We start from the raw sequence: 26,958 nt of genomic DNA, 5'->3' as shown, positions 1-26,958 counted from the left end.
GTTGCTTTTATCTACTTTCAACTTTTAACAAATACTTCAACTAGATTGTGTTATGTGTAGTTTCAATTTTTATTTTACATTAGTGATTTGTATAAAACCAAGTGTGCTATAATTTTTCAAATTTAAAATTGTTTTTTTACAGGAAAAATATTTGCATTTTCTGATAATATCCTGTAAATTAGGTATATGCTAAACAGACAAGGATATGAAAACTTTAAAAATCACAAGATTTCTTTGGCTGGTCATTTTATTGGCATATAACAGCCAGCTATTTGCTTTTCCAAACTACCCAGTATTGACGAATAGTCATTCGCATTGGTCACACAACAACAATATTTCAGGCTCAAACAATGATACAAATCAAGAGGAAAAGTTTGGTTTTCAGCTTTCTAAGAAAAGAAAGGTGTCTAAAATCCCCTTCGAGCTTCAAGCCAATCTGATTATTATTCCACTAAAAATCAACAATTCTGACACGCTACATTTTATCCTAGACACAGGTGTAAGTTCGATTATTGTCACAGATCCTGCTTGTCTACAAAAACAGCAATTAAAGGGAGTTCGCAAAGTAAAACTTGCAGGTGCTGGCATAGGCGGCGACCTCGAAGCCAGTATTATTCTTAACAACACCATTCTATTGGGTGAGGTTACGGGCTATCGCCAAAATATTGTTACCCTGAGTTCGGATATGCTCAAGCTGAGCGAATTTGTAGGCCGACCTATTCACGGAATTATTGGCTATGACTTATTTAATCGGTTTGTTGTTACTATCGACTTTGCAGCTCATCAGATTATTATTCAAAACCCCGAAACGTATAAATATAAACCTTCTAAAGGCGAGCGTTTTCCTATAACTATTGAAGACAATAAGCCTTATCTCAACATGATGGAGCTTGTTGATAGCTCAAAAACATTACCATTGAAGGTTATTTTAGATACTGGGGCTGGCCATGCTATATCGTTGGATGCCAACCAAAGCAATGGCATTGTATTACCCAAAAAACTTGTAAATGCTCAATTAGGACGTGGGCTTAGTGGGATTATCAATGGCAAGCTTGGCCGTGTAAAACAGCTCCGAATTGGGAAATATACACTCCAAAATCTAGTAGCATCTTTTCCCGACAGTTCGTCGTACAAGGTAAGGGCTGGCTTGTCGGCAATGAATCGCAACGGTAATATTGGCTGTGAGTTTTTGAGGCGATTTAAAATTACTTTTAATTATCGTGATTCATATATTGTGTTAAAAACCTCAAACAAACGCCTCAAAGAGCCTTTTGAACACAATATGACTGGGCTTGAACTGATGGCCAAAGGTAAAGACTACCATGAATTTCATATTGAAAAAGTTGAACAAAATTCGCCAGCAGAAATGGCTGGGCTTAAAGAAGGCGACCGTGTACTGTTTATCAACAACAAATCATCGCAAGATATTACTATTACCGAAATCTATAAACTATTCCAGAAAGGGGAAGGAAAACCTATCAATTTTGTAATAAAAAGAGGGCCTGAATTAATTGTAACAACCCTGACTCTCAGACGAGTCATATAAGTTGACCCTAATTGTGTACCAATAAATTAGCTACGTAATCAAACATAAAAGTCGCATCGTGAATATCACGATGCGACTATAACTCACTTAAACCAAAACTAAATTTATCTTTACTCAGCTATGCTGAAATGTTGCTTCTATTTTGTACCTAGCCTACTCAATTCTGTTTTTTTGATTAAATCAAAAGTTCGAGTAAGTTCGAGGTCAACTTTATTGAGCCTTTCCAAAATGGTATATTGTACATCTACATCGGGGCTTACTCCTTGCCCAATATTAAGCGACTTGAGGGCAGTTGTAATTCTAAAATGAGGAAATTGTAGCCTTAGCTTTGAATAAGGCAGTACCACTGTCGAGATAACACCACCATTGCACCCCTCTTCACCTCCTCCAGTTTCGCGTCCTACCAAGGTAATTTTTCGTTGTGCTTTTAGACTTGCAACAAAGCTTGAGGCTGCCGAAAAAGTCTGCTCGCCTATAAGTACATACACATTACCCTTAAAACGATATTGCTCGTAGGGCTTATGTTTTCCTACAGATGGAATATTCAAGCAATACGTACCTTCGCCACATTTCTTTACAATTCTTTCTGAAAAAGCTCGGTTGGCATCTTGTTGCTCCACGTCATTATTTACAATAAACGATGGAATTAATACTGGTGCTTCGGCATGAGCCGTAAGAACAAAAGTACTGTCGGCCAGATACTTCATCAAATCCAAGGCTATTTCATGATTTCCTCCCGAATTTTGCCTTAAATCAATGATTAAATTAGTGATATTGTTTTGCTCAATTTCTCGAAAAAAGCGTTCATGGGTCATCAAGAAAGATTCATAATCGTCGTAAGAAAAGCTCGATATTTTGAGTATTGCCGTTGAGCTAACTTCGGTCGGAAACGTTAGGCTTCTTAAACGATTCAATCGCCTTGCCAGCTCGTCTTCTTTCGATAGCCTTGGCAAACGATTAGGAATGCTTTTTGCTTTTAATTCAGGATAAACAATGCGTGTTTCTTGTTGATTTTTGAGGGTAAAGTGGTATTGTTCTTTTCCTCCAAAAATATCAATATAGTAATCTTCAAAGAAACCCGCTTCTAAGGTGGCATCTTTAAAGGCTTCGCCGTAGCCATCTGCTGGAAGGTATTTGCGTAATGTTCGCAATATCTTTCCTGCTGTATTTTCTTCTATAGCTAGTACTTCTGTACCTAGCTCGATAGAGGCATCGTTAGATTCATTTTTAGCTATAAATAGCCTATCGCCTTGAATAAAAAATGAAAAAGGAATAGTCCATGCTCGATTCTGAATGCGGGTAAATTTTCGCATTTCTGGCGAAAATAGGAGGTCAGTATGCCCGCATCGAATCTTGATAATGAGGGGTTTCAACAATAGCCCAAACTCCTTTTCGGTCATTTCATCTCCTATTTTTTTATAAGTATCTTCAAAAGCCCCATCCATGGCTTCTTTTGAAGTGTATTTGCCTAGCCCTGGATGAGCCTCCTCTAATATCCTTCTCAAAAACCTAAAATCAGCTCTTAACTCTACTTTTGAATATTTTCGTTCTGAATAAAACGTAGCCTCTTGTCCTTTTACATACTGCGACCAACAGAGTAGCGTAAATGACAGTATTATACTTAACAACCTCATGCTTTTTCTGGGACAAAAAATTAAGAATAAGTAAAGAAAACACGTGTATTCCTTTACAGCAAGCAAAAATACTCATAAACTTCCTTAAATGAACCAAAAAGGTTTTGAAATCCCCCCTTCACTAGCGTGGTATTCTATTGAGCGGTAAGTTTTGATTCAAAAAACAATTTTTAGGCAGTTTTTACTTGTTTGTCCTCATAAAAAGTATTGGCTATGCTATACAATTCGTCCGTCCAATAGCTCGATAGTGCGATTGGCATAAGCGGCGTTTTTCTCAGAATGCGTTACTTGTACAATAGTTACCCCTTCTTCTTGATTCAAGATTTTGAAGAGTTCCATTATCTCTTCGCCTTGTTTGGAGTTGAGGTTTCCTGTAGGCTCATCGGCCAAAATCAGGTTGGGTTTGGTTATAACTGCACGTGCAATACCCACCAATTGCTGCTGACCACCCGATAATTGATTAGGAAATAAATCTTTTTTCCCAACAATATTGAATCTATCTAAAATATCAGCCACCATTGATTTTCGTTCTGACGAGCCAATTCCTTGGTATAACAAAGGCGTTTCGATATTTTCATAAACGGTCAGTTCGTCTATTAAATGATATGCCTGAAATACAAATCCTATATGCTTTTTGTACAAAGCAGCCCTTTGCTTTTCTTTAAGCTGTAATACTGATTCACCCAAAAACTCATAAGTTCCTTCGTTGGGTTCGTCCATCATACCGAGTATATGTAAAAGTGTTGATTTCCCCGAACCTGATGGCCCCATAATAGATATAAACTCGCCTTGCTCGATATTCAGGTTGATGTCTCGTAAAACAAATGCACGATTGGCACCTGAATTATACCAACGAAAAATATTTTTTAACTGAATCATAGTGTTTTGGTTTTACTCGGTTCTTAATGATTTGATTGAGTTGGCCAAGGCTGCTTTTAGCGACTAATAGCCCAAACAGTAAGGCCAACGCTCAGCCAAGCAAAAGGCCCGTAAGTATGATATAGCCTTGTGTTTGATAAGCTATTTTAAAATCATTTTTCCACCTAGATTAAAAGGTTTATTCAGATTTTAACGCTTTCACTGGGTTGGCCAAAGCAGCCCTAATAGACTGATACCCCACAGTAATACATGCAATACCTGCTGTAATAGCAATAGCATACACAAATACATCGACTGATAAAGATATACGATAGGTAAAATCTTGTAGCCAATTGTGCATAATCCATCCACCTAGTGGTGCGGCTATTAAGAAAGCTATACCTATGAGTTTGGCAAATTCTTTTCCAAAAAGCCACAAAATATGGCTAAGGCTTGCACCCAATACTTTGCGTACCCCTATTTCCTTGGTTTTTTGAGTTACCATAAACGACACTAGCCCATACAATCCAAGACAACCAATAATAATGGCAATAGCAGAGAATACTCGAATAAGTGTTAAAATGGCTTCTTCTAAGTTATAAAACTCAGAAAGTCTTTTATCTAAGAATTCATACTCAAACACATAGTCGGGGTAGGCTGTGTTCCAATACTTTTCAATAGCCTGCATGGTTGTATTGGTATGGCTCAGGTTGATTTTTACGGCCATTGAAGTATAATTATCGGCCCTCGAAAATATAGCAATAGGATCTATTTGGTCTTTTAATGAGGTTACATGAAAATCTTTCAGCACACCCACTATTAGCATCCAATTACCCCAAATTTGTAAGCGTTTTCCTATCACTGCCTCAGGTTTTTTCACACCTAATTTTTTCACTAAGGTTTCGTTCACAATTACCTCACGCATGGTGTCGCTTGGAGCAAAATTTTTGCCTGCTACAAATTTCAAGTCGTATAGCTTGGCATAATTGACATCGCCTACTTTGGTATTTACCTGAAATTTTTCATCTATTTGACGAGTATCAAACCTAAAATTAGTAGTATTGTTTGAGTTAGATGACGGTGCTGTAAACTGTAAACTTAACTGATTAACGTCGGCTATACGAGCCACTTCGTTTTTGAGGGTTTCAGTTTTGTTTTTTTCGTTTGTTGGCAAAGGTATTGTTACAATGGCTTCATGATGAAAGCCCAAATCGGCTTGTTTAAAATAGCTCATTTGCGAGCCTATTACAATCATAAAAATAATGAGTACTTGCGATATCATGAATTGAGCTACTACTAATCCTTTTCGTACTGAAATACCGCCTACATTCTGAGTACTCACTTTTCCTTTTATGGCTACTATGGGGTTGAAGCCCGCCAAAACAATTGCTGGATAAAACCCAGAGAATATAATGATAACAATGGTCAAACAGATGATAATAAGTATCGTTTGTGCATCGAAAAGGGCTGAAAATGACATTTGATACCCCGAAAGGTCATCGAACCAGTCATTGACAGGAGCAAAAGCGAGCTTGGCACAAATAATAGCACAAATAACTGAAATAGTAGTAATACAGGCTGTTTCAACAATAAATTGCCAAAACAATTGAGATTTTGTACTACCTAATACTTTACGAACGCCAATTTCTTTAGAACGCTTCAGAGCTTGTGCTGTAGCCAAATTAACAAAATTGATACAAGCCGTAATAATCAAAAACAAACCCACTAGCGAAAGCCCTATTAGTATTTCAAAAGAGATATTGCCATCAAAGCGACTATCAAAATGCCTTTCTTTTAGGGCTTGTAATATATAGTTGTATGTTTGGTAATCATTGCCATGATATTTTTTACGGTAAGGCAATAACTGTTTTTGTAGCTGTTCGACAGCATAGTTGGGTGGCAAAACCAAAAAACAATGTGTATTTGACGAAACACTCCCCCAGTGCTTCATATCTTCGGCAAAAGATGTTTTAAATTTTTGGGTATCCCAAGAGGCAAAAATTTTATAGCGTTGATCGGTATTGTTAGGAATATTAGCAATAAGTCCAATTACTTTTAGGTCTACTTTGGCATCTATCCGAAAGGTTTTACCGATAGGGTCGGCTGTACCAAAGTATTTTTCGGCAATATCCTGTGTAATAACTACATTGTTGGGCTGTTTTAGCCCTGTAGAATATTCGCCTTTGAGCAATTGATAATCAAAAACTTTAAAATAGTTAGGTTCAATATAGCATAGTGCTCCTTCTTCTTCCTTAAACTTTTTAGGAGTAGAAGGATTGGCAGGATTTGGCACCAAAACCGTTGCATCGTTACCTCCTTGCACCATGGTTACTTGCTCAAGTTGTGGAAAGTCGTTGCGTAAAGCCCCTGCCGATGGCCGGGGTACTCCTGGCGAATGGCTTACGCCATCGAAATGAAATTCGGTTACTATCCGATAAATGCGGTCGGCTTTAGCATGATATGTGTCAAAACTCAAATGAAACTTTGTTAACAAAAAAATCAAAATAGCTCCTGTAATGCCAAGGGTTAAGCCCAGCACATTGATAACCGTATAACTACGATGCTTGAGCAATGTACGGAGGGCTGTATTAAAAAAATTCTTGAACATAATTATTGTAGTTTTTGACAAAAAATAATGATCTATAGATAAGCTACTTTAACAACTCAGAATTACGACAATACGTTTTCTACCACTACTTGGCCATCCAACATCCGAATAATACGGTGTGCGTAACGAGCATCGTGTTCTGAGTGCGTTACCATTACTACCGTTGTGCCTGCTTCGTTTAGGTTAATTAATAACTCCATTACCTCATTACCGTTTTTAGAGTCCAAATTACCTGTTGGTTCATCGGCTAAAATCAATTTGGGGTTGTTAACTACCGCACGAGCTACCGCTGTACGCTGCTGCTGACCACCCGAAAGCTGTTGGGGGAAGTGGTTGCGACGGTGCATAATCTGTACTTTTTCTAATACTTCTTCTACTCGGCGTTTGCGTTCGGTAGCATCAATTCCTAAATACAACAAAGGAAGTTCTACGTTTTCGTAAACAGTCAATTCGTCGATAAGGTTAAAGCTTTGGAAGACAAAGCCAATATTGCGTTTTCTTAAATCGGCACGTTTGCGTTCGTTGTATTTTATTACTTCTTCGCCATTGAACAAGAAGCTACCTGTATCGGCATCGTCGAGCAGGCCAATAATATTTAGCAAAGTAGACTTGCCACAACCCGATGGCCCCATAATAGCCACAAATTCGCCTTCTTTTACATCAATATTTAATTTGTTCAGAGCGATAGTCTCGATGTCCTCTGTACGATAGATTTTCTCTAGGTTGGTAATTTTTAGCATGATTTTAGTTGTTAAAGGTCTTTAAATGTATTGTTAGAATATGCTATATACTAGCGTAATGATTGAATGAATCAATAGCCAAAATAGAATCGTTGCCATAATCTGATGATTTAAAAATGAGCTCTAGTAAAATGCTATTTCTTTTCCTTTTTAATGACCAACTCCTGCATATCGCCATAGTTTTCGTAAGAAGACGTTACTACTTTATCGCCTGGTTTTAGCCCACTCAATACCTCATAATATTCAGGATTTTGGCGACCCAATTGAATATCTACTTTGTAGGCTTTTTGTCCATTTTCACCTACTTTAAATATCCAGTTACCTCCTGTTTGCTGATAAAATCCACCTTTTGCTAATAATACGGCTTGGGTTTCGTCGCCCAATGAAAGACGTATCTGTAAAGTTTGTCCACGTCTGATATTATTAGGCACTTCGCCCACAAACTCCATATCAACCTGAAAACGGCCATTTGTTACCTGCGAATACACCTTTTTGATTTTGAGTTTGTAGGTTTTATCGCCAATCGTAAACTCGCCCATTAGGCCAATAAATACACGAGAAATATAATGTTCGTCGATATCGGCTCTTACTTTAAATCCACTCAGTACGTCTATTTGTCCCAATCGCTGACCTCTCGATTTTAACTCACCTACTTCTGCATTTCTTGAGGTTAGTTGTCCTGCCACAGGAGCTTTCACCACCAAGTCACTGGCTTTTTTACGCATCAAGGCCAATGTTGCTTGGTTACGAGTAATAGTTTCTTTCATTTGATTCACCTGCTGCATCGACGTAACCGAGTCTTGGCGAAGGGTTTGGCTTACCAGTTTTCTTCTTCTCAACTGATAATTATAGGTATTCACCGACGATTTGTAGTCTTGTTCGGCAATTACTTTCTCACGGAAAAGTCTTTCATTCAGCTTGTAAACTCGCTCGGCTTCGGCCAAAGCATTATCAATATCGGCCTGACTATTTTGGTATTGGATAGTAGCCTGTGCATCCAAATTGCGTGTGTATTGCATTTGGGTTTGTAATTGAAATACAGAGGTTTCTTGATTAGCCAAACTCAACTCTAAATCTGAATTGGCTAATTTCATGATGGGCTGTCCTTTTGTTACCATCGAGCCGTCTTCAACAAATAGTTCTTCTACACGTCCACCTTCGATGGCATCGAGGTAAATCGTTTGAATTGGCATTACCACACCATTGATAGGGATAAATTCTTGGAAGTTGCCCTTAGTTACTTCTGTAACCATGATTTTGTCTGCTTCAACATTCAATTTGCTATTGCCTGTTGTGTTTAAGTAACTTGCCACGATTAAGCCAACCAATGCAACGCCTCCTGCTATTGGAAGGATTTTCTTTATCGGCCACTTCTTCTTTTCTATAACTCTATCCATGATGTTGTTTCTTAAATTGTTATGCTGATTTTGCTGTCATAAGTTCTATGTTATTTTACTTAAACAAGATTGTGCCAAAAACATAAATAACTCAAAATCAATAATATATATATTTATAGATAAAAATCAGGTGTTCGGATATGATACACTTTTTGTTCGCTTTTGAACTAATACAGATACACTGTGTTTATGGCATAAAAAACGGCGATTTTACCACAACAGAAGCTTATGTCTTCTGGTCGGGTAAAACCGCCGCTACACTTTTTGATATAGAAGCTACTTACTACTATTTTCTTTTCTGACTCTTACTCACGAATTATCTGTACAAGTCCTTTGTGTTTACTCACCAAAATAGTATTTTTCTTATTAGGGTTTTTGACAGAAACAATTCCACGGGCATCACCTTGTATTTTAATAGGATTTTGTGTTGGCAACAAAGCCCTAAATCCTTGCTTGCTTCCAAGCAGGGTAATACCTACAGAGGCATCATTTTGGCCAAGCGAGGTTTCGGTACCATATTCATTCCCAACTAATAGTATATCGAGCCAGCCGTCGGCATTGGTATCTGTCAGAAGCATATCTTTTACTGGAGCTATCTGTGCTATTTTGGGTAAAGGAATCCATTGGTACGTTCCATCGCCCTGATTTTTGAGCCAACAAGATGCTGCAAAGTTGACTTCCGAAACAAGAGTTTCGGCCTTGTCGACAATAGCATGACAATCTACTTGGGCATAGCTGGCATAGTTGGGAAATTGCTTTCTAAACCCGTTGAGTTGGCGAGTCAATTCGTCACGAGAATGGGCTAATCTTTCTTTACCATTGATAAAATAAGTGGTTAAAGGCTCTTTTCGCCCATTGTTATCAAAATCGCCCCAATATACTTTTACAGGATTTTGGGTATCTATATGGTAGCGGTTATTGAGTCCAATATTACCTACTATTATATCCCAATTGCCATCTTGGTCGATGTCGGCTAGTTTGATACAATTCCAAAAGCCTTTTTTATCAGAAAATGTTTTGTCCATAACTTTAGGGCTCAATATTCCTTTGGTATTTTCACAAATCATAATAGGCATAAACTCGCCCACAATAAAAAGTTCTGGATAGGAATCATGGTTGGTATCTTGCCACTGAGCATCGGTAACAAGACCTATTTGCTGTAAAAAAGGTGGGGTAATATTATGAAAAATACCCTTATCATTTCTCAACAGCATACTTTTGCCTGCTACAGGATAATCGCCGACTTGTCGTCTTGTACCCACAAACAAATCCAAATCGCCATCGGCATCAAAGTCGGCTGCTCGTACACAAGAGGCACTTTCGGTTTCGACGGGTAGCCTATTTTCAGCTAACACAAAATGGCCTTTTCCATCGTTGAGCCAAAGTTCGTCTTGGTATTCTTTTGACCCAGCAGGGTTTTCAGTACTTCCCATAGCCAAATATAAGTCTAAATCGTGGTCACCATCAGCATCAAACAGTAGGGCATCGGCCTCCTCCTTATTGTTGGCTACCGACCTGATTTTTTGGGCAATAAAGTTTCCATCTTTCTGCTGAATAAGCAAAGTGCCATTTGCCCCTATTCCTCCACAAACGTAAACATCCTCCAGGCCATCGGCATTTATATCTCCGTGGGTCATTTTGGGTGTTTGATTGGCGTATTGATGAGGTAAAAAAGGTTCACGAGAATAATCGTTGTATGATATTTCCGTATCACCAATAACTAATTCTTCATTTGGGGTAGTCTTTAGCCAAGCAGGATTTAGTTGTAAATCAAAAGCTTGCTCTTTTTTAACGAGCAAAGTCTGATTGGCTGTTATTTTAGTTTTTGTCAGCACACTTCCATCCGACCACCTTATTTTCAAGGAATCTACCATAGCCGAAGCCCCCAAACCAAAATGTATTACATAATCGGTTGAAGACTGATACCCACGCGTTACACTATGATGATATACCTGTTTTTGTCCATTTATAAAAAGCTCGATTTCGGCTCCTAATTCAAAAGTATTTTGGCCATTTCCTTTAAGTTGAATTTTCAAGAAATTTCTGGATGTCTCTTTTGGGGCTTTGTTCAAATAAATACCAGCAGGCTCGTCGATATTGTTGGTAACAATATCCAAGTCGCCATCATTGTCTAAGTCGACAGTAATAGCACCATTCGAGAAAGTAGGTTCGTCGATACCCCAGTCAAGGGTTTTATCCTGAAAAGTAAGGTCTTGGTTATTTCTAAAAACTCTATTCAGGGTTTTATAATCTGGTTGTTTTTTGGCTAAATCTTTGATTTTGGCATCCGAAAACTGAGCTTCGGCATTATAAGAAATAAAATCCAAATCGGTAATATCGTGGCGATAACCATTAGAAATGAATAAATCACGCCAACCGTCGTTGTCTAAATCGGCAAGCATTGGCGACCAACTCCAATCGGTGGCATATACTCCAGCCAACTGCCCGATTTCGCTAAAATACAATGCTCCGTTTTTATCTACCCCATTGTTGAGCTGAAGGGTATTTCGCATATATTGAGGGGTATAGCCATTTTCGGTAGCCATTTGAAAAGTCTCGAAAGTCCATGTTCCAGCCATGCGTTTTCGTTTATTATCTTCAAAGGGTAGCATATCGGCGGTCATAATGTCTTTCCAGCCATCGTTATTAATATCGGCAATATCATTTCCCATCGAAAACTGACTGGTATGTCCAAAAGCTTTTGGAGATTGCTCTGTAAAAGTGCCATCATGGTTGTTGATATACAATAAATCATTGGCAAGGAAATCGTTGCTAACAAAAATATCCTCCCAACCATCGTTATTGACATCGCTAATACTCAATCCAAGCCCCCAGGCATCGTCGAGGATATGGGCATTTTTAGCATTTTCGACAAATATCATTTTACCATCTTTAGAATCATTTCTATACAAATGGTCGTTGGCTATGCTATTTCCATCTTTTTGGATAGGCTTGATTCTATTAGGATTTCGGTCATAATTGGTAGCATTCATCACATATACATCCAAGTCGCCATCTTTATCATAGTCAAAAAAAGCGGCTTGGGTAGAAAAACCCTCATCGGCCAAACCTACTTCTTGGGCTTTTTCTATAAAATGTGGAATGCCTATATTATCAATACCTTGATTAATGTACAGTAAGTTTTTTCTAAAACCCGCCGAAGTATTTCCTGAACGGCATATATATATATCTAACAAACCGTCGACATTAATATCGGCAAAGGTGACACCCGTACACCAGCCGTCTGTTTGTACGCCTGCTTGTTCGGTAATATCATCAAACTTCATTCCTCCTCGGTTGATATAAAGTCGAGAGGTAGTTTGATTAGCAGTAAAAAACAACTCTGGTAAGCCATCGTTATTCAAATCGGCAGCCGCAACACCTCCCCCATTATACAAATACGAATAATCAATCATATTGACAGAATCATTTTCGACAACGGTATTGGTAAAAAGAATACCTGAGTCATTGGGAGCAATTTTCACAAAAGACATTTCCGAATCTGAACCACAAGATACTAATAAGCCAATACTTACAAGACCTACATATTTTACCGCTTTACGGGCTATACTAAGCATAATATAATAGTTAAAATGCCCAAGTGCATCGATTTGAATACAAAACCCCGCAAGAAGTATTTGTCTTACGGGGTTTATTCACCAATTATAATCAACAAATTTTACCAACCAGTATTTTGTTTTACCAAAGGATTGGCGTTCAACTCTACAGCAGGAATTGGCAACAAACGATATTTGGCATCGTCGACTGTGCGGCCTGTATATTTTTTGATAAACTCGGCTGTTTTGCCATATCTACGCAAAGTTGGAAAAGCCCAACCTTCGCCAGCAAATTCACGCAAGGTTTCATCTAAAACAGCACTAACAAGAGCATCTTTCGACAAGCCCGATAATGGAGCTACACCAGCACGTGCTCTGATTTTGTTCAAGCTAAAATAGGCATCGCCATTAGCACCTTTTGCACAAGCTTCGGCATGAGCCAAATAAGCATCGGCCAAACGAAGAAGAGTAATATTCTTCTTGGTTTTTTGCCATCCTCCAATGTTATATTCAATCCATTTTTGATAAATCACATTGTTGAAAGTTCTGTCTGAGCTACCCGGTGCTACAAATGGAGATTTGGCACTTTTACTATAAGTTACAAATTCGCCATTAGCATTTTTTGAGCGATATTTTTCCATAAAAGTTACAGGAATACGTTTGTCGCCTGTGGTGAACAAATCATGGAAATTACCTGCACCTACAATCCAAGCATCGGCCCAGCCCGCTGCAGTTACGCCATCGCCAGGTACATTGCTATTAGGGTCAGAGCCATCCCAATCGGTTGGGGTAAAGTGAGCGTGCAAATTTTGGTAAATATTAGGGTTTACATCAAAATTAGCCTGCATTTCAAATAATCTTTCTCCTTGGTTTTTCTTTGCAACAGCCCAGTTATCGCCAAAGTTTTCAAACAATGTCAAACCGCTCTGATCAATTACCTCTTTGGCCTTGTCGGCTGCTAGCTGCCATTCGGCTGTTTCTAAATAGGCTTTTGACAACAATGTTTTTGCAGCCCATTTGCTAGGACGACCGCCATCGCTAGTTGCAACAGTTGTAGGAAGTTCTGTTTCGGCAGCTTTCAAGTCGGCAATAATTAAATCAAGAGCTTTCTTTTTGCCATTTTCGTTTGAAACATATTCCCCTAATTTGCGAGTAGGCTTGTCAACAACAGGGAGGTTTTCAAAATAAACCACCAAGCAGTAATAATAAAAAGCACGCAAATAATGAGCTTCGCCACTAATTCTTTTCTTCAATTCGGCATCCATTGTTACACCTGGAAGCTTGTCTAATACAATATTGGTACGGTTGATACCACGGTAATTTTGAGCCCAATATGAATCAATATATTCATCGGATGCTACATAGCCCCCTTGTTGGTAATATAAAGGACCTTTTTCATAACCAAACTGAATACCCAAAGCACAATCAAATACCGAACGGTTGTAAGGGTTACTGTACCACTCGTCGTTGATGGGCAAATATGCACCATTGATGGCTGCAACAGCATCGTTAGCGGTTTTATAGAAATTATCGGGACTAACAAAATCGGGTGTTTCGGTCAAATCTTTACAACCTACTGTCACCATGCTAAGACCTCCTGCCAACGCAAGGTAGAGAAAAGGACGTTTGAATGAATTTTTCATATAATAAAGAAGGTTTAACTTCAAAAATGAATCTAAAATGTTAATCATCAAGCAAAATGTACTCAGTAGCTTGATGCAAAAGTTTTGGCATTTTGTTCATAGATTGCAGTTCTACAACTGCAATCCATTCTTCAGCAATTTAGAAACCTAATTGCACACCCATTGTAATAGTACGAGGACGTGGATAAGCATCGTAGTCATCGCCACGGTTCAAGTTGCTTTGTCCTCCGTTATTTACTTCTGGGTCAAATCCTTTGTATTTTGTAAACAACAATACATTTTGTCCACTTACATATACACGTGCACTACGCAAAAACTTGGTAGTTGGCAAGCGATAGCCTACTGAAACGTTTTGCAAACGAACAAACGAACCGTCTTCGATAAAGAAGTCTGAACGACGGAAATAGTTGGCAAATTCACGTGTTGCATCAATTACTGGACGAGTAGCACTGGTATTGCTTGGTGACCACGAATCGGTTAAGATATTAGCAACTTGGTTGTAGTTACCTACACCATCGGCCATTTCGGCTTGTTGTAAGTTACGCACTTTGTTACCCTGCGAGCCACGGAAGAACAAGGATACATCTACTTTCTTGTAAGTTAAGCTAGCATTGAAACCCCAAATAAAATCAGGATTAGGTGTTCCTAAGAACGTTACATCACCTAAATCAATCTTACCATCGCCATTGATATCTACGTATTTTGGATAACCCGGCTTGTCGCCTGGGCGGCTTGGGCTAGAGTTGATTTCGGCTTCGTTTTGCCATAATCCAGCATATTTGTAACCAAACCAAGTACCAATAGGATAACCTACTTCTACACGGCTACCAAATACCCCTAAGTGACCACTTGGGCTGTCGGCATAAAATGGAGCTGACGAACCAATCGAGGTAATTTTGTTGTCTAAGAACGAGATATTACCATTCAAACTTAATTTAAGGTCTTTGTTGTCAATAGCTACCCAGTTGGCTGCAAACTCAAACCCTGAGTTTTGTAACGAACCTGAGTTTTGGAACGAAGAACGGAAACCTGTACTAGTTGGTAATGCTACATTCAACAACAAATCTTGTGTAGTGTTGAAGAAATAATCAGTTGTAATATTCAAGCGGTTGTTTAATAAACCTAAATCCAAACCAACATTGAATTGTTTGGTAGTCTCCCATTTCAAATCTGGGTTAGATACACGGTTTTCAGATAAACCCGAAACCAATGCACCATTGATAATATAGTTGGTAACATCAAAACCAGCCAAAGAGCGATACACTGGAATTTCGGAGTTACCCGTAATACCAAAACTACCACGTACTTTAGCTTCGCTGATAGCGGTTACATCTTTCATGAAAGGTTCGTCTTTCAGTCTCCAGCCTAGTGCTACCGATGGGAAGTTCGCCCATTTGTTGTTGATACCAAATTTTGAAGAACCGTCACGACGGAAAGTCAAAGTCAACAAATAACGACCCAAGTAGTTGTAGTTGGCACGAGCCAAAAACGATTGAAGTGTCCACTGTCCTCTTGAAGATGATGGAATCTGAGGTGTTAAACCATTCTGAAGGTTGGCAACGTTAGGATCGTCAATCAAGAAACCTCTTGAGTTGATACCAAAATAGCGGTTGTCATCAGTTTGGTAAGTATAACCTGCAATAGCATCGAAAGAATGGTCTGTACCAATTTTGGTATTATATGAAACCGTGTTTTCATTCAAGAAATTGGCTACAGTACGGTTGGCATCGGTGCGGTCAACATCGTTTTGACGACCCAATCTTGTTTGGCGAGAATAAAACGTAAAACGGTTGGTATTAATCAAGTCTACACCAAAGCTTGATTTAATACTCAAGCCTTTCATGAGTTCATACTGCAAATAGGTAGTTCCTAAGAAACGGTTTGTTTTGTCGTTGTCGATAATTTCAACTACTTCAGCCAAAGGGTTTACCACAAAACGACCGTCATAAGAATCTAAAGCATAAGTACCATCGGCATTATAAATACCTTTCAATGGCGACTGGCCAAGTGCTGTGATAATAGCACCACCTGGTCCTCCACGGTCGGTAGGAATAGCGTTGGTAGTTGTACGAGAGAAGAAAAAGCTGCTACCCGAACGGAGTTTATCATTCAAGAATTTTGAGTCAAGGTTTAAACGAACGTTGATTCTTTCAAAATCTGTATTTTTAATAATACCATTATTTTTGAAATAACCTGTCATCAAAGCATATTGTGTTTTGTCGCTACCACCCGAAAATGTTAATTGGTGGCTCATAATAGCACCTTGGCGTGAGATTTCGTCCAACCAGTTGATACCTTGTCCAAATTGTTCTGGATTTGGATATGGAATAGATTGGTTACGAGACTGAGCACGGAGGTTTTGATAACGAGCATAGTCTGTAGCATTGAGTACATCTACTTTTTTAGCAATATTTTGGAACGACTGAGAGCCTTCATAATCAATTTTGGTTGCTCCTGATTTACCACGTCGTGTTGTAATCAATACTACGCCGTTTGCTCCACGCGAACCATAAATAGAAGTAGCCGAAGCATCTTTCAAAATTTCTACCGACTCAATATCGCCTGGGTTGATTGTTGCCATGATGTTGGAAGGTTGGCGGTCGCCACCTGCCGAAAACGTACTATTGCTTGGGTACACAGGGAATCCATCAATTACATACAAAGGTTCTGAACCACTGTTGATAGAGTTTGACCCACGAATACGCACCGTAGAGCTACCACCCGGAGCCCCCGAAGCTTGTACAACGTTGATACCTGTAGCACGAGCCTGCAAAGCTTGATCTACCGACGTTACTGGCATTGACTTAATTTCTTTGCTACCAATAGAAGCTACCGAACCTGTTAAGTCACTTTTCTTTACAGTACCATAACCAATTACTACTACTTCTTCCAAAGCTTTGGTATCAACAGCCAAAGTCACATTGATAACAGCCTTTTTGTTGACAGGTATTTCTTGCTTGGTATAACCTACAAAGCTAAATACCAATACATCGTTGTCATCTACAGTGATTTTGTACTGACCTTTACCATCGGTAGTAACCCCTCTTTGCGAGCCTTTTATCAAAACGTTTACTCCTGGCAAAGCATCACCACTTTCATCGGTTACTTTTCCCGAAACGGTTTGCTCTACCATTTCTGCGTTTGGGTTTGCCAAAGATTGATTAGCATCTGAAATAGTAGTACGGGCTTCTGTGCCGTCCATTCTATTCAGGATAATAATATTACCCGACACCTCGTAGGTCAAACGAAGCGAGCGGAGCAAGTTGTCCAATACCTTTGAAAGCGACTCGTTTTGCATGTCAACCTTCAGTTTTCTATTGGATTGAATAAGTTTAGAACTAAACACAAACTTTACAGAGGCTTGTTTCTCTATTTGGCTCAACAAACTCCTCACCTCTTGCTCTTGGGCCGAAAGAGTAATTTTTTGGTTCAAAATTGACTGTGCTCTGCTGTCGCTAGCAAAGGTTGTTCCTACAAACCATACGGCTAGGAAAACCTGAAGAATTGAAATACGCATAGCCGTAAGTAGTAACTTATGGATTTGTAACTTTTTTTTCATACATTTGAAATGTTTTGATAAATGAAACAAATTGACAAAACAATCCCTCTCAATCACTTATGTGATTGATACTTGGCTGGAACCATGATGGGATTTTTAGAGAGTCGGTAATGCTGGAACATTGCCGACTTTTGACTTTAATAAGGCTTTTATGTTATCATCGAAGCGTTTGTAATGAGTTAAAAAGTTTAGTTAGTTTTACATCCTTTGCTATAAATCACTATTTGGCCATCCAAAATTTCGTAATGAGCTTCTACGGCTTTACAAATAATATCTAGCTTTTCAAATAAGTGTAAGTCGGTCAATGATGCGGTAAGCGGGCAATTGGCCATCAAATCTTCATCAAAAACAATATCTACACTATAGGCTTTTTCTAAGGCTTCAAAAACTTGCTTGACAGGTGCATCTTCAAATTCAAATTTAAGTTTTTCATTATTGGCTACAATAATGGTAGGTCTTTCTACCAAAGCTTTTACCATCCGAACCTCATTGCGTTCATAAATAATTTTCTGATTCGGGGTTAGCACTACACCTTCTAATTCTCGATTACTCGCTTTTTCTTTAATTTGTGGATCCGACTGGGCAAATACCGACACCTTGCCTGTATTTACTTCTACGGTTACTTCTTGGTCGTCGTCATAAGCTTTAATATTAAAACTTGTGCCTAATACTTTTGTAACAAGGCCATTGGCATATACCAAAAAAGGTTTTGAGGGGTCTTTGCTTACTTCAAAAAATGCCTCGCCCGACAAAAATACTTCTCGATTTTGGCCTTCAAAATGCGACATATAACTTATACGACTACCTTTTTGAAGAATCACCAAGCTCCCATCGCTCAGCTCTACAGGCAATGGCTTATTGGTTTCATTACTGGTTTCGATAAGTTTCTGTGCGGTATTCGATACCATTTTCTCATAAGTCACTACATTACGATTCTGCTGAAAATTATTGCTCCAAACCCACCAGCCAAAGCCTACCAAAATAGTTACTGATGCTGCCAAATTCCACCAAAAAGTAGTATTTTGCCAAATACTTGAAGAATAATCTTCAAGCTCTATTGAATCGCTATCTTCCTTTTTTTCTTCTATCTGATGAAGCGTTTTCTGAATCAATAAGGAAATTTCCTGCGAACTAATATCTTCTTCCCTTACCTTGAGTTGCTGAATGGCCTGTAAAGCAGCATTAACAATATCTTGTTTTTCAGGATATTCATTTAGCCACCATTCCCAACATGCACTTATTTCTCGTGTAGGAGCAAGTGCCCACAAACGAAAAAAATCGTCCCAAATAAAATCATCCAGACTATATGTCAAGTATTTGTTCATTGTTGATACACAAAAGAAATAGTGCTTATATAATACGATAGACAAAACATAAGCACAGATACCATAAAAAATTAAAAAATTTCTAAAAAAAATTAAAGATGTATTTTTAATAGTTAATATCTGAATTGATATTTCATAAAAATGTCGGTAGAATACTATTCCACCGACCTTATATATTGTATAAAACACCTAAGTTTTTATCCACAAATCATCATTAGCAATAAGGTTATTTCTACCTTCCAGTATGTTTTGAGCTGCCGAATAGCCATTTGTAATAAATTAGAAGCCGTTTGGGGGGCTATTTCCATTATATCCGAAATCTGTTCTCTGTCTAACCCTTGAAAATATTTAAGATAAACTACCTCTTTTTGCCGCTTGGGCAACAAATTAAGTGATTCTGAAATCCGTTGGGCTTGACTTAGCGACATTTCATTGGCTATAAATCTATCCTCTACCGAAAACTCCACATCGAAGGTATCCACACCTTCTTCTCTAGGAAAATCCATTACTTTTACTTGACTAGCATTTCGGTGAATATGACGACGCAACGATGCCATAAGGTAAGGTTTGACGGCAATATCTTTACTCAGATTGTTGCGTCTTTCCCATAAAATCAAAAAGAGGTCTTGAATACAGTCTTTGATAAACTCTTTGTCTTTAGAAAATTTAGAACCATAATGAAATAATGTGCGTACATGAAGGTTCATCAATTCCCCAAATGCCTGTTTGTCGCCTGCCAAGAAGCGTTGCCACAGCCAATCGTCATTCGGCTCTTTTGATATTTTTTTTATATTATTCATAGAAAACGGAGAGATTTCATACTCTAATCACTACAAATAACACTATTTTTTAGCAATTAGTTAACATTTTCTATATTGATACCTAATCATTTTGCTGTGTCAGGACAAAAGTATGATTTCATAATTCTTCAGAAAATAACATCAGAATACCTCTATTGGTCTATTTTTAGCAAGAAAGTACAATTTGTATAGGCAAACATTTTTCAAGAAAACCCCTAAAATTATTTAGGCAAATGTTTGCACACATTCTTAACTATAGCACATTTGTATTTTCCTGACAATTAATATAGAGATACTTTCGTGCTGTATCGCTTTTTTTTAGAACTTGTATACCCTTAACCGATCTGTATCAAGTACTTATGAAAAAACGTCACCAAGTATTATTAGTATTATCGATTCTCTCAACCATTACTTTTCTCGACCGTATTGCTATTTCAACAGCAGGGGAAAGGATCTCAAACGACCTTGGCCTTAGTGCAGTACAATGGGGCTGGATTTTAGGCACATTTACCCTTGCTTATGGTATATTTGAAGTGCCTACAGGCTTGCTGGGCGACAGGTTGGGTGCCAAAAAGCTATTGATTAGGGTAGTACTTTGGTGGTCTGTTTTTACGGTATTAACAGGTTTTTCAACAGGTTTTGTCATGTTGCTTGCTGTTAGATTTTTGTTTGGTATTGGCGAAGCTGGGGCATATCCCAATATTTCGATTGCCCTAAGCAAGTGGTTTCCTGCTTTTGAAAGAGGGCAAGCTCAGGCTCTTATCTGGGCGTCGTCTCGCATAGGGGCAGGTCTTACGCCTTTGTTGGTAATTCCTATTCAGCAAAATTTTGGCTGGCAAACTTCGTTTTATGTGTTGGGTGCTGTGGGTTTGATTTGGGTGATTTTTTGGTATTTCTGGTACAAAGAAGAACCTTCACAAGCCAATGATATTTCAAAAGAAGAACTACAATATATTCTAGAAAACCGACAACTCGAAGACCACACCCCCAAACAATCTGTTTGGCAGATGCTTAATCATAAAAACCTTTGGTTTCTTTTAACCATGTATTATTGTTATGCGTCGGGTGCTTATTTTTTCCAAAGCTGGATGCCAAAATATCTGCAAAAAGGTCGTGGCATTTCGGAAGAAGACTTGAAGTTTATGTCGTCAGCTCCTTTTATTTTGGGGGCTGTTGGGTGTTTTTTGGGTGGTGTTCTGAGCGACTGGGCTGTAAAAAAATATGGTAAAAAATGGGGTCGTCGCCTTATTCCAATGATAGGCTTGGGGCTATCAGGAATTTCGTTGATTAGTGCCGCCCTTATTACCAATAATACTTTGGCTGTAATTTTATTATCGGTTGGCTTGGCAACAATGGACGTAACAGCTCCTGTGGCATGGGCTGTTGCTATGGATATTGGCGGCAAAAACAGCGGTACGATTTCGGGTGCTATGAACTCGGCTGGGTTAATTGGGGCTTATATCAATACCGTTTCGTTTGGCTATTTGGCTACTACTTGGGGGTATTTTTTCCCTGTAATGATCATAGGTTTATTATTGGTAATCGGCTCGATTCTTTGGCTCAAAATAGATGCAAATTATACTGTTAGCAACTCACAATAGGAGGTATTTGTCGGGTAAAATGTAACTATTATTTTCTAATATTGGACACACTTTGGAATACCCAAAAGTATCTGAAAAAGACCTGCTATATTCAAGTTGCAATGACTATCTTTGAAAATATTAGGCCAAAGTATGAAACAATTTTTCATTACAATTTGTCATTAATGAGCAACTCAAAATCATAAGTCGATATGCTTATAAAGGCTTGATGAAGCAAGAATGTCACGAATTAGTTGCTTATCATTCATAATCTGAAGGTTATAAAATTGTTTGGCTTTATTTTCAAAAACAAAGAGAAACTTACACTAAATCTTCATAATTTTACAACAGAGCAAAGCATTTTCCAACTATATATTTGCCTTCGTTAATTGTTTATTTTTTACATTAACTCATTGTTTTTCAGATAACTAGAAAACTTACTTAATAATACCATGTCACAGACAGCTCTATTAGAACCCTTACTTATTGAAGACCCTAATCGGTTTGTGCTATTTCCGATTAAACATAATGATATTTGGCAATTTTATAAAAAAGCTGAAGCATCGTTCTGGACTGCCGAAGAGATAGATTTGTCTCAGGATACCAACGATTGGGAAAATCGCCTTAATAACGATGAAAAACATTTTATCTCGCACGTTTTAGCATTCTTTGCAGCTTCAGATGGTATTGTCAACGAAAACTTGGCGGTAAACTTTCTTTCGGAAGTACAATATGCTGAAGCAAAATGTTTCTATGGTTTCCAGATTATGATGGAAAATATCCACTCTGAAACATATTCATTGTTGATTGATACTTACATCAAAAATCCTGTAGAAAAGGACAAAATGCTAAGAGCTATCGACACCATTGAGTGTGTACAGAAAAAAGCTGAATGGGCTTTACGCTGGATTAGTAGCGACAGCTTTGTTGAACGATTAATTGCTTTTGCAGCCGTAGAAGGCATCTTCTTTTCGGGTAGTTTCTGCTCTATTTTTTGGTTGAAAAAACGTGGTTTGATGCCAGGTTTATCTTTCTCAAACGAATTGATTTCAAGAGACGAAGGTTTACACTGTGACTTTGCGTGTTTGCTTTATACCGACCACATCAAAAACCAACTGCCTCAATCAAGAGTATATGAAATCATTTTGGATGCTGTGGCTATCGAAAAAGAATTTGTGACTGATGCTTTGCCAGTATCGTTGATTGGTATGAATGCAGCCTTGATGTGTCAATATATCGAATTTGTTGCCGACCGCTTATTGGTATCTTTGGGTTGTAAAAAACATTATAATGCGACCAATCCATTCGATTTCATGGAAATGATTTCGTTACAAGGTAAAACTAACTTCTTTGAAAAACGTGTGGCTGAATACCAAAAATCAGGCGTTATGTCTGAAAAAGAAACAATGTCGTTTTCTTTGGATGAAGATTTTTAGATTCTAGCTTTGCTATATATCAAAAGGCTCAAAACAGTAGTGTTTTGAGCCTTTTTTGTTTTAGTATTAAAGCTGTACTCAGTTTTGCGATTGTGAAAACCCCGCTAAAAACCGTCGATTGTTTAACGGGGAGGTATTAATTGATTTGGATAGATTGGGTTATTGATTATCGTAAAAAATCTCTTGATTAACGAGTCAAGGGCCGGATATTTTGCCTATTTTGAGCTTCTGTACTTTATGTTTTAGATAAAATTTTATTCAAAAACCAAATTTCTCAAATAAATAGGGTAGACAGACACGGCATTTTGTTTTATTTTTTATAAATTCTATCACTTTTCTACGAGTAAAAACTTGAATTCCTACCCTTTGTGCATAAAATTTCACCTTTGAATCGTTTAGACATTAAGAAAAAATCATTGTATCAATCAGATACAATATTAATTGTTTTATTTTAATATTACAATTCTTTCTAAAATTTGAATAAAATTTATATTTATGGGACATAATAAAGAATACAAAGACCTCATCGACCAAGAAAAAGATATACTACCAGCCGTTTCTATCGACTGTGTAATTTTTGGTTTTCATGAAAATCAGCTAAAAGTCTTATTAGTAAAATTTGGGAATACCGATATCTATTCTTTGTCGGGGGGGTTTGTATTGAATGAAGAGAGTTTGGATGAAGCGGCTACAAGAATATTAAATCACCGAACAGGTATTAGCAATACTTATTTAGAGCAATTTTATGTTTTTGGTGACCCCAAGCGAGTTGACCCCGAAATACATAGAACTGTTATGAAAAAAAATGGGGTTGATTTGCCCCCAACACATTTTTTATTTAAGCGGTTTATTTCTGTGGGGTATTATGCTTTGGTTGATTTTACACAAATTAATCCAACTTCTAGTATTGCCCAAGAAGAAAGTGGGTGGTTTGATATTTATGAACTCCCAGCCAATATTGCCTTTGATCACCTTCATATTATACAAAAGGCTCTGGAGTCATTAAGGCTATTGCTGGACCACAAACTGGCTGTATTTAACCTAATGCCCGAAACCTTTACCATGGGCGAGCTACAAAGTTTGTATGAAACAATTCTGAATAAAAAACTTTTGCGAGCCAACTTCCAACGCAAAATGTTAAGTTTGGGTATTTTAGAACGATTAGAGAAAAAATGGGGTGGCGGAGCTCACAAGGCTCCTTATTTGTACCGTTTTGACCAATCCAAGGCCATTCCTGCACATAAACCTGACTATTGGGAATAAATCTAAAAGGCACAAAGCCCTACCAACTTTGTGCCTTTGGGGCATTTATCCTCCACTTACAGGCGGTATCAGTGCAATTTCGTCGTGTTCTTCTACCACCTGTTGGCCGTTGGCATATTCGCTATTGACAGCCACCAACAATGACCTTATGGCTGCTAGTTTTGGGTACTGATTTTTTAATACTTCCAACAGCGTTTGCACATCGGCGGGTTCGGCAGTTTCTATAATTGTACTACTCTTACCCACAATTTCTTTGGTAATTCCAAAAAGAGCAATTGTATATTTCATACGGATAGTTTTTTCGTTGTATGGTTATGTCTTATATTTGTTTAAGCAAGTCTAATGATTTCTACTTACTTCAGTGAACAAATTTACAAGCTTTTTGATTGCTTAATTAAAAGCAAATTATTTGACAGTTCTAAATATAGCCTTATTGGCTATTTAATCTTTTTTTACGTGTGACAACAAATAACCCTATATCGCTCCAGCCCAATGCCCGACCTGTCTTGTACGACAATCATGGTCGGCCTATTACCTATTTGCGATTGGCTGTCACAGACCGATGCAACTTACGATGCTTTTATTGTATGCCCGAAGAAGGCATTCAATATCTTCATAAAAGTAAATTACTTACCTACGAAGAAATGCTCAGAATTGTAGGAGTTTTGGCAGAATTAGGGGTTCATAAAGTACGTATTACTGGCGGTGAGCCTTTTGTACGCCACAATTTGATAGATTTTATGTATCAATTGGCGGCAATTGATGGTATCGACGAGCTAAATATTACGACCAATGGCGTACTAACGGGCCAGTATCTTCGACAAATGAAAGAAATTGGTATAAAATCAGTTAACCTGAGTCTGGATACCCTCGACGCTAAGCGTTTTTTTGAAATTACCCGCAGAAACGAATTTGAAAAGGTATATCAAACCTTATTTGACTTGCTCGATGCTGGCTTTGATGTAAAAATAAATGCCGTGGTAATGGATGGAAAAAATACCGACGATATTCTTCCTTTGGTGGCTCTAACTCAGCATTATCCTGTTTCGGTACGTTTTATTGAAGAAATGCCTTTCAATGGCGAAGGGGCACACTACCCTATTTTACGTTGGAATCTTCATAAAATCCTAGATACTATCAAAGTGGCTTATCCTGCATTAACCAAAATAAAGGATGCTCCTTATTCTACGTCATACAATTACCAAATACCTGATTTTAAAGGGAATATAGGTGTAATAGCAGCTTTTTCTCGTACCTTCTGTGGCACTTGCAACCGTATCAGAATGACAGCTCAGGGCGAACTCAAAACCTGCCTCTATGATGAGGGTGTACTGAGTATCAGAGACCTGATACGCTCGGGTATTTCGGATGGCGAACTCAAAACAGTATTTGTCAAAACCTTTCAGCATAGAGCGAAAGATGGCTTTGAGGCTGAAAAAAGAAGGACATCGCTTGTTACCGAATCTATGACTACCATTGGCGGATAATAGGACTAATCTACTAAATCCATTATTTTTGCAATTCAAAAAATCCCATGTTGTATCATCTTACAACACCAATGCGTTATTGGATGGGCAATTCTATATTAGCAATGACAATTAACCAGATTTTTGATAATTTCAATAGCCTAAAAGTCCTCATTATCGGGGATTTAATGATTGATTCCTACACTTGGGGAAAAGTAGAGCGTATTTCACCCGAAGCTCCTGTACCTGTAGTAAATGTAAAAAATCGTGAAATGCGATTGGGTGGTGCAGGCAATGTAGTGATGAACGTACAGGCTTTAGGAGCTCAAGCGATTATTTGCTCGGTTATTGGTAAAGATTCTTACGGCGATTCGCTGTTGAAGCTTCTTGCCGAAAAAAACCTTTCTACCGCAGGAATTTTGCAATCAAATACTCGTATTACTACTGTAAAAGAACGAATTATTGCTGGTTCTCAGCAAGTTGTGCGAGTAGACACCGAAACCGACCAACTGATTACTCTGGAAGAACGTACCCTATTGCTTGAGAAAATCAAACAACTGGCAAGTGATGCCAATGTCATTATTTTTGAAGATTACGACAAGGGTGTGTTATCAAAAGAGCTTATTGCCGAGGTTATTGCATTTGCCAATACCCATCAAATCCCAACGGTAGTAGACCCCAAAAAACGTAATTTTCTGAATTATCAGCATGCTACACTTTTCAAACCTAATTTGAAAGAACTAAAAGAAGGACTTAATATTCAGTTTGATGTAAAGAATCCTGCTGAATTAGCCAATGCTGTAGCTCAGCTCAAAAATACACTACAAGTAGATGGTGCCTTTGTTACACTGTCAGAACAAGGTGTATTTATCAATTTTCAAAATCAAGAAAAACATATCCCTGCTCATATTCGTCAGATTGCCGATGTTTCGGGTGCTGGCGATACCGTTATTTCTATTGCAGCTTGCTGTGTTGCCCTTGGGCTATCGCCCGAGCTTGTGGCAGGTCTATCTAACCTTGGTGGTGGATTAGTTTGTGAATCGGTAGGGGTTGTACCTATCGACAAAACATTATTGAAAACCGAAGCTCTCCAAAATTATGCAAATAGTTAATTATCAAAAAGATACTTTTAGTATTTCGACCGATAAATCCAAATTACAGTTAGATATCGTTCAGGATTATTTGGCCAATCGCTCATATTGGGCACAAGGTATTCCGATGGAAATAGTTCAGCGTTCTGTCGAAAATTCTATTGCCTTTGGGGTTTATTTGGAAGACAAACAAATAGGCTTCTGCCGTGTTACAAGCGACTTATCTACCTTTGCCTATTTGGCCGATGTATTCATTTTAGAAGAATATCGAGGCAACGGACTGTCTAAATGGCTAATGGAATGTGTATTGGCACATCCTGATTTACAAAATTTACGTCGCTGGGTATTGGCTACTTACGATGCACATGGTTTGTACACGCAGTTTGGTTTTGGTCCGCTCGACAAACCCCAAAATTTTATGCAAATCAAGAAAGATAACCCCTATTTATAAGTAT

The 26,958-nt window shown here is 38.1% G+C and carries 19 protein-coding genes; 8 read left to right on the top strand and 11 right to left on the bottom strand.

Features of this window, described 5'->3' with window-relative positions:
* Positions 1-205 precede the first annotated feature (205 nt).
* Positions 206-1,546 (top strand): aspartyl protease family protein, encoded by a 1,341-nt coding sequence (locus FLEMA_RS0144635; protein WP_026996886.1) that lies wholly within the window; start codon positions 206-208, stop codon positions 1,544-1,546.
* A 137-nt stretch (positions 1,547-1,683) separates the two neighbouring features.
* On the opposite strand, the gene FLEMA_RS72600 is transcribed toward FLEMA_RS0144635, so the two are convergent.
* The 5 genes from FLEMA_RS72600 to FLEMA_RS72580 all read right to left on the bottom strand — a co-directional run bounded on the left by FLEMA_RS72600 (position 1,684) and on the right by FLEMA_RS72580 (position 8,783).
* Positions 1,684-3,180, bottom strand: a complete 1,497-nt coding sequence (locus FLEMA_RS72600; RefSeq protein ID WP_044173027.1) for a S41 family peptidase — start codon at positions 3,178-3,180, stop codon at positions 1,684-1,686.
* Positions 3,181-3,396: 216 nt separating this feature from the next.
* Positions 3,397-4,059 (bottom strand): ABC transporter ATP-binding protein, encoded by a 663-nt coding sequence (locus tag FLEMA_RS72595; protein ID WP_044173025.1) that lies wholly within the window; start codon positions 4,057-4,059, stop codon positions 3,397-3,399.
* A gap of 178 nt (positions 4,060-4,237) precedes the next feature.
* Positions 4,238-6,646: an ABC transporter permease gene (locus FLEMA_RS72590; protein ID WP_044173022.1), complete on the bottom strand. Its 2,409-nt coding sequence runs from the start codon at positions 6,644-6,646 to the stop codon at positions 4,238-4,240.
* 62 nt (positions 6,647-6,708) lie between these two features.
* Complete coding sequence (locus FLEMA_RS72585; RefSeq protein ID WP_044173019.1) at positions 6,709-7,386, bottom strand: ABC transporter ATP-binding protein; 678 nt, start codon at positions 7,384-7,386, stop codon at positions 6,709-6,711.
* A 134-nt stretch (positions 7,387-7,520) separates the two neighbouring features.
* The gene (locus tag FLEMA_RS72580) at positions 7,521-8,783 is read right to left on the bottom strand and encodes an efflux RND transporter periplasmic adaptor subunit (RefSeq protein ID WP_044173017.1); all 1,263 of its coding nucleotides are present in this window, start codon (positions 8,781-8,783) and stop codon (positions 7,521-7,523) included.
* A 140-nt stretch (positions 8,784-8,923) separates the two neighbouring features.
* On the opposite strand from FLEMA_RS72580, the gene FLEMA_RS76980 reads away from it, so the two are divergent.
* On the top strand, positions 8,924-9,085 hold the full coding sequence (locus FLEMA_RS76980; protein WP_159102718.1) for a hypothetical protein: 162 nt from the start codon (positions 8,924-8,926) through the stop codon (positions 9,083-9,085).
* A gap of 3 nt (positions 9,086-9,088) precedes the next feature.
* Here the strand turns inward: FLEMA_RS76980 and FLEMA_RS72575 are convergent, their stop codons facing one another.
* From FLEMA_RS72575 to FLEMA_RS72555, 5 genes are all read right to left on the bottom strand, one after another.
* Positions 9,089-12,361 carry a VCBS repeat-containing protein gene (locus FLEMA_RS72575; RefSeq protein WP_052354207.1) on the bottom strand — a complete coding sequence of 1,091 codons (3,273 nt, stop codon included), beginning with the start codon at positions 12,359-12,361 and terminating at the stop codon, positions 9,089-9,091.
* 101 nt (positions 12,362-12,462) lie between these two features.
* The gene (locus FLEMA_RS72570; protein ID WP_159102717.1) at positions 12,463-13,983 is read right to left on the bottom strand and encodes a RagB/SusD family nutrient uptake outer membrane protein; all 1,521 of its coding nucleotides are present in this window, start codon (positions 13,981-13,983) and stop codon (positions 12,463-12,465) included.
* 139 nt (positions 13,984-14,122) lie between these two features.
* Positions 14,123-17,542: a TonB-dependent receptor gene (locus tag FLEMA_RS72565; protein ID WP_229359499.1), complete on the bottom strand. Its 3,420-nt coding sequence runs from the start codon at positions 17,540-17,542 to the stop codon at positions 14,123-14,125.
* 188 nt (positions 17,543-17,730) lie between these two features.
* Positions 17,731-18,867, bottom strand: coding sequence for a FecR family protein (locus FLEMA_RS72560; protein ID WP_052354205.1), 1,137 nt, complete (start codon positions 18,865-18,867; stop codon positions 17,731-17,733).
* 197 nt (positions 18,868-19,064) lie between these two features.
* Entirely contained in the window at positions 19,065-19,667 is a 603-nt protein-coding gene (locus FLEMA_RS72555; protein WP_144080141.1) for an RNA polymerase sigma factor, read from the bottom strand.
* A 359-nt stretch (positions 19,668-20,026) separates the two neighbouring features.
* Between FLEMA_RS72555 and FLEMA_RS0144150 the strand changes: the two genes are divergently transcribed.
* The 3 genes from FLEMA_RS0144150 (at position 20,027) to FLEMA_RS72550 (ending at position 23,946) form a co-directional block, all read left to right on the top strand.
* A complete protein-coding gene (locus tag FLEMA_RS0144150; protein WP_026997942.1) occupies positions 20,027-21,268 on the top strand; it encodes an MFS transporter in 1,242 nt (413 codons plus the stop codon).
* 431 nt (positions 21,269-21,699) lie between these two features.
* Positions 21,700-22,683, top strand: a complete 984-nt coding sequence (locus tag FLEMA_RS0144130) for a ribonucleoside-diphosphate reductase small subunit (protein ID WP_026996871.1) — start codon at positions 21,700-21,702, stop codon at positions 22,681-22,683.
* 495 nt (positions 22,684-23,178) lie between these two features.
* Complete coding sequence (locus tag FLEMA_RS72550) at positions 23,179-23,946, top strand: NUDIX hydrolase (RefSeq protein WP_044173015.1); 768 nt, start codon at positions 23,179-23,181, stop codon at positions 23,944-23,946.
* Between the two features lie 45 nt (positions 23,947-23,991).
* Here FLEMA_RS72550 and FLEMA_RS72545 read toward each other — a convergent pair whose 3' ends face one another.
* Complete coding sequence (locus tag FLEMA_RS72545) at positions 23,992-24,234, bottom strand: MoaD/ThiS family protein (RefSeq protein WP_044173013.1); 243 nt, start codon at positions 24,232-24,234, stop codon at positions 23,992-23,994.
* 170 nt (positions 24,235-24,404) lie between these two features.
* Here FLEMA_RS72545 and moaA point away from each other — a divergent pair, with 170 nt between their 5' ends.
* From moaA to FLEMA_RS0144065, 3 genes are read left to right on the top strand one after another with little or no spacing between them, the layout of a single operon-like run.
* On the top strand, positions 24,405-25,433 hold the full coding sequence (gene moaA / locus FLEMA_RS0144080; protein ID WP_229359497.1) for a GTP 3',8-cyclase MoaA: 1,029 nt from the start codon (positions 24,405-24,407) through the stop codon (positions 25,431-25,433).
* A gap of 47 nt (positions 25,434-25,480) precedes the next feature.
* Positions 25,481-26,524: a bifunctional heptose 7-phosphate kinase/heptose 1-phosphate adenyltransferase gene (locus FLEMA_RS0144070; protein ID WP_374755628.1), complete on the top strand. Its 1,044-nt coding sequence runs from the start codon at positions 25,481-25,483 to the stop codon at positions 26,522-26,524.
* Entirely contained in the window at positions 26,511-26,954 is a 444-nt protein-coding gene (locus FLEMA_RS0144065) for a GNAT family N-acetyltransferase (RefSeq protein WP_026996869.1), read from the top strand. Before FLEMA_RS0144070 ends, FLEMA_RS0144065 begins: the two co-directional genes overlap by 14 nt.
* The last annotated feature ends 4 nt before the right edge of the window (positions 26,955-26,958 follow it).

Source organism: Flectobacillus major DSM 103 (assembly GCF_000427405.1).
GTDB lineage: Bacteria > Bacteroidota > Bacteroidia > Cytophagales > Spirosomataceae > Flectobacillus > Flectobacillus major.
This window is presented reverse-complemented; position numbering and strand designations above follow the sequence as displayed.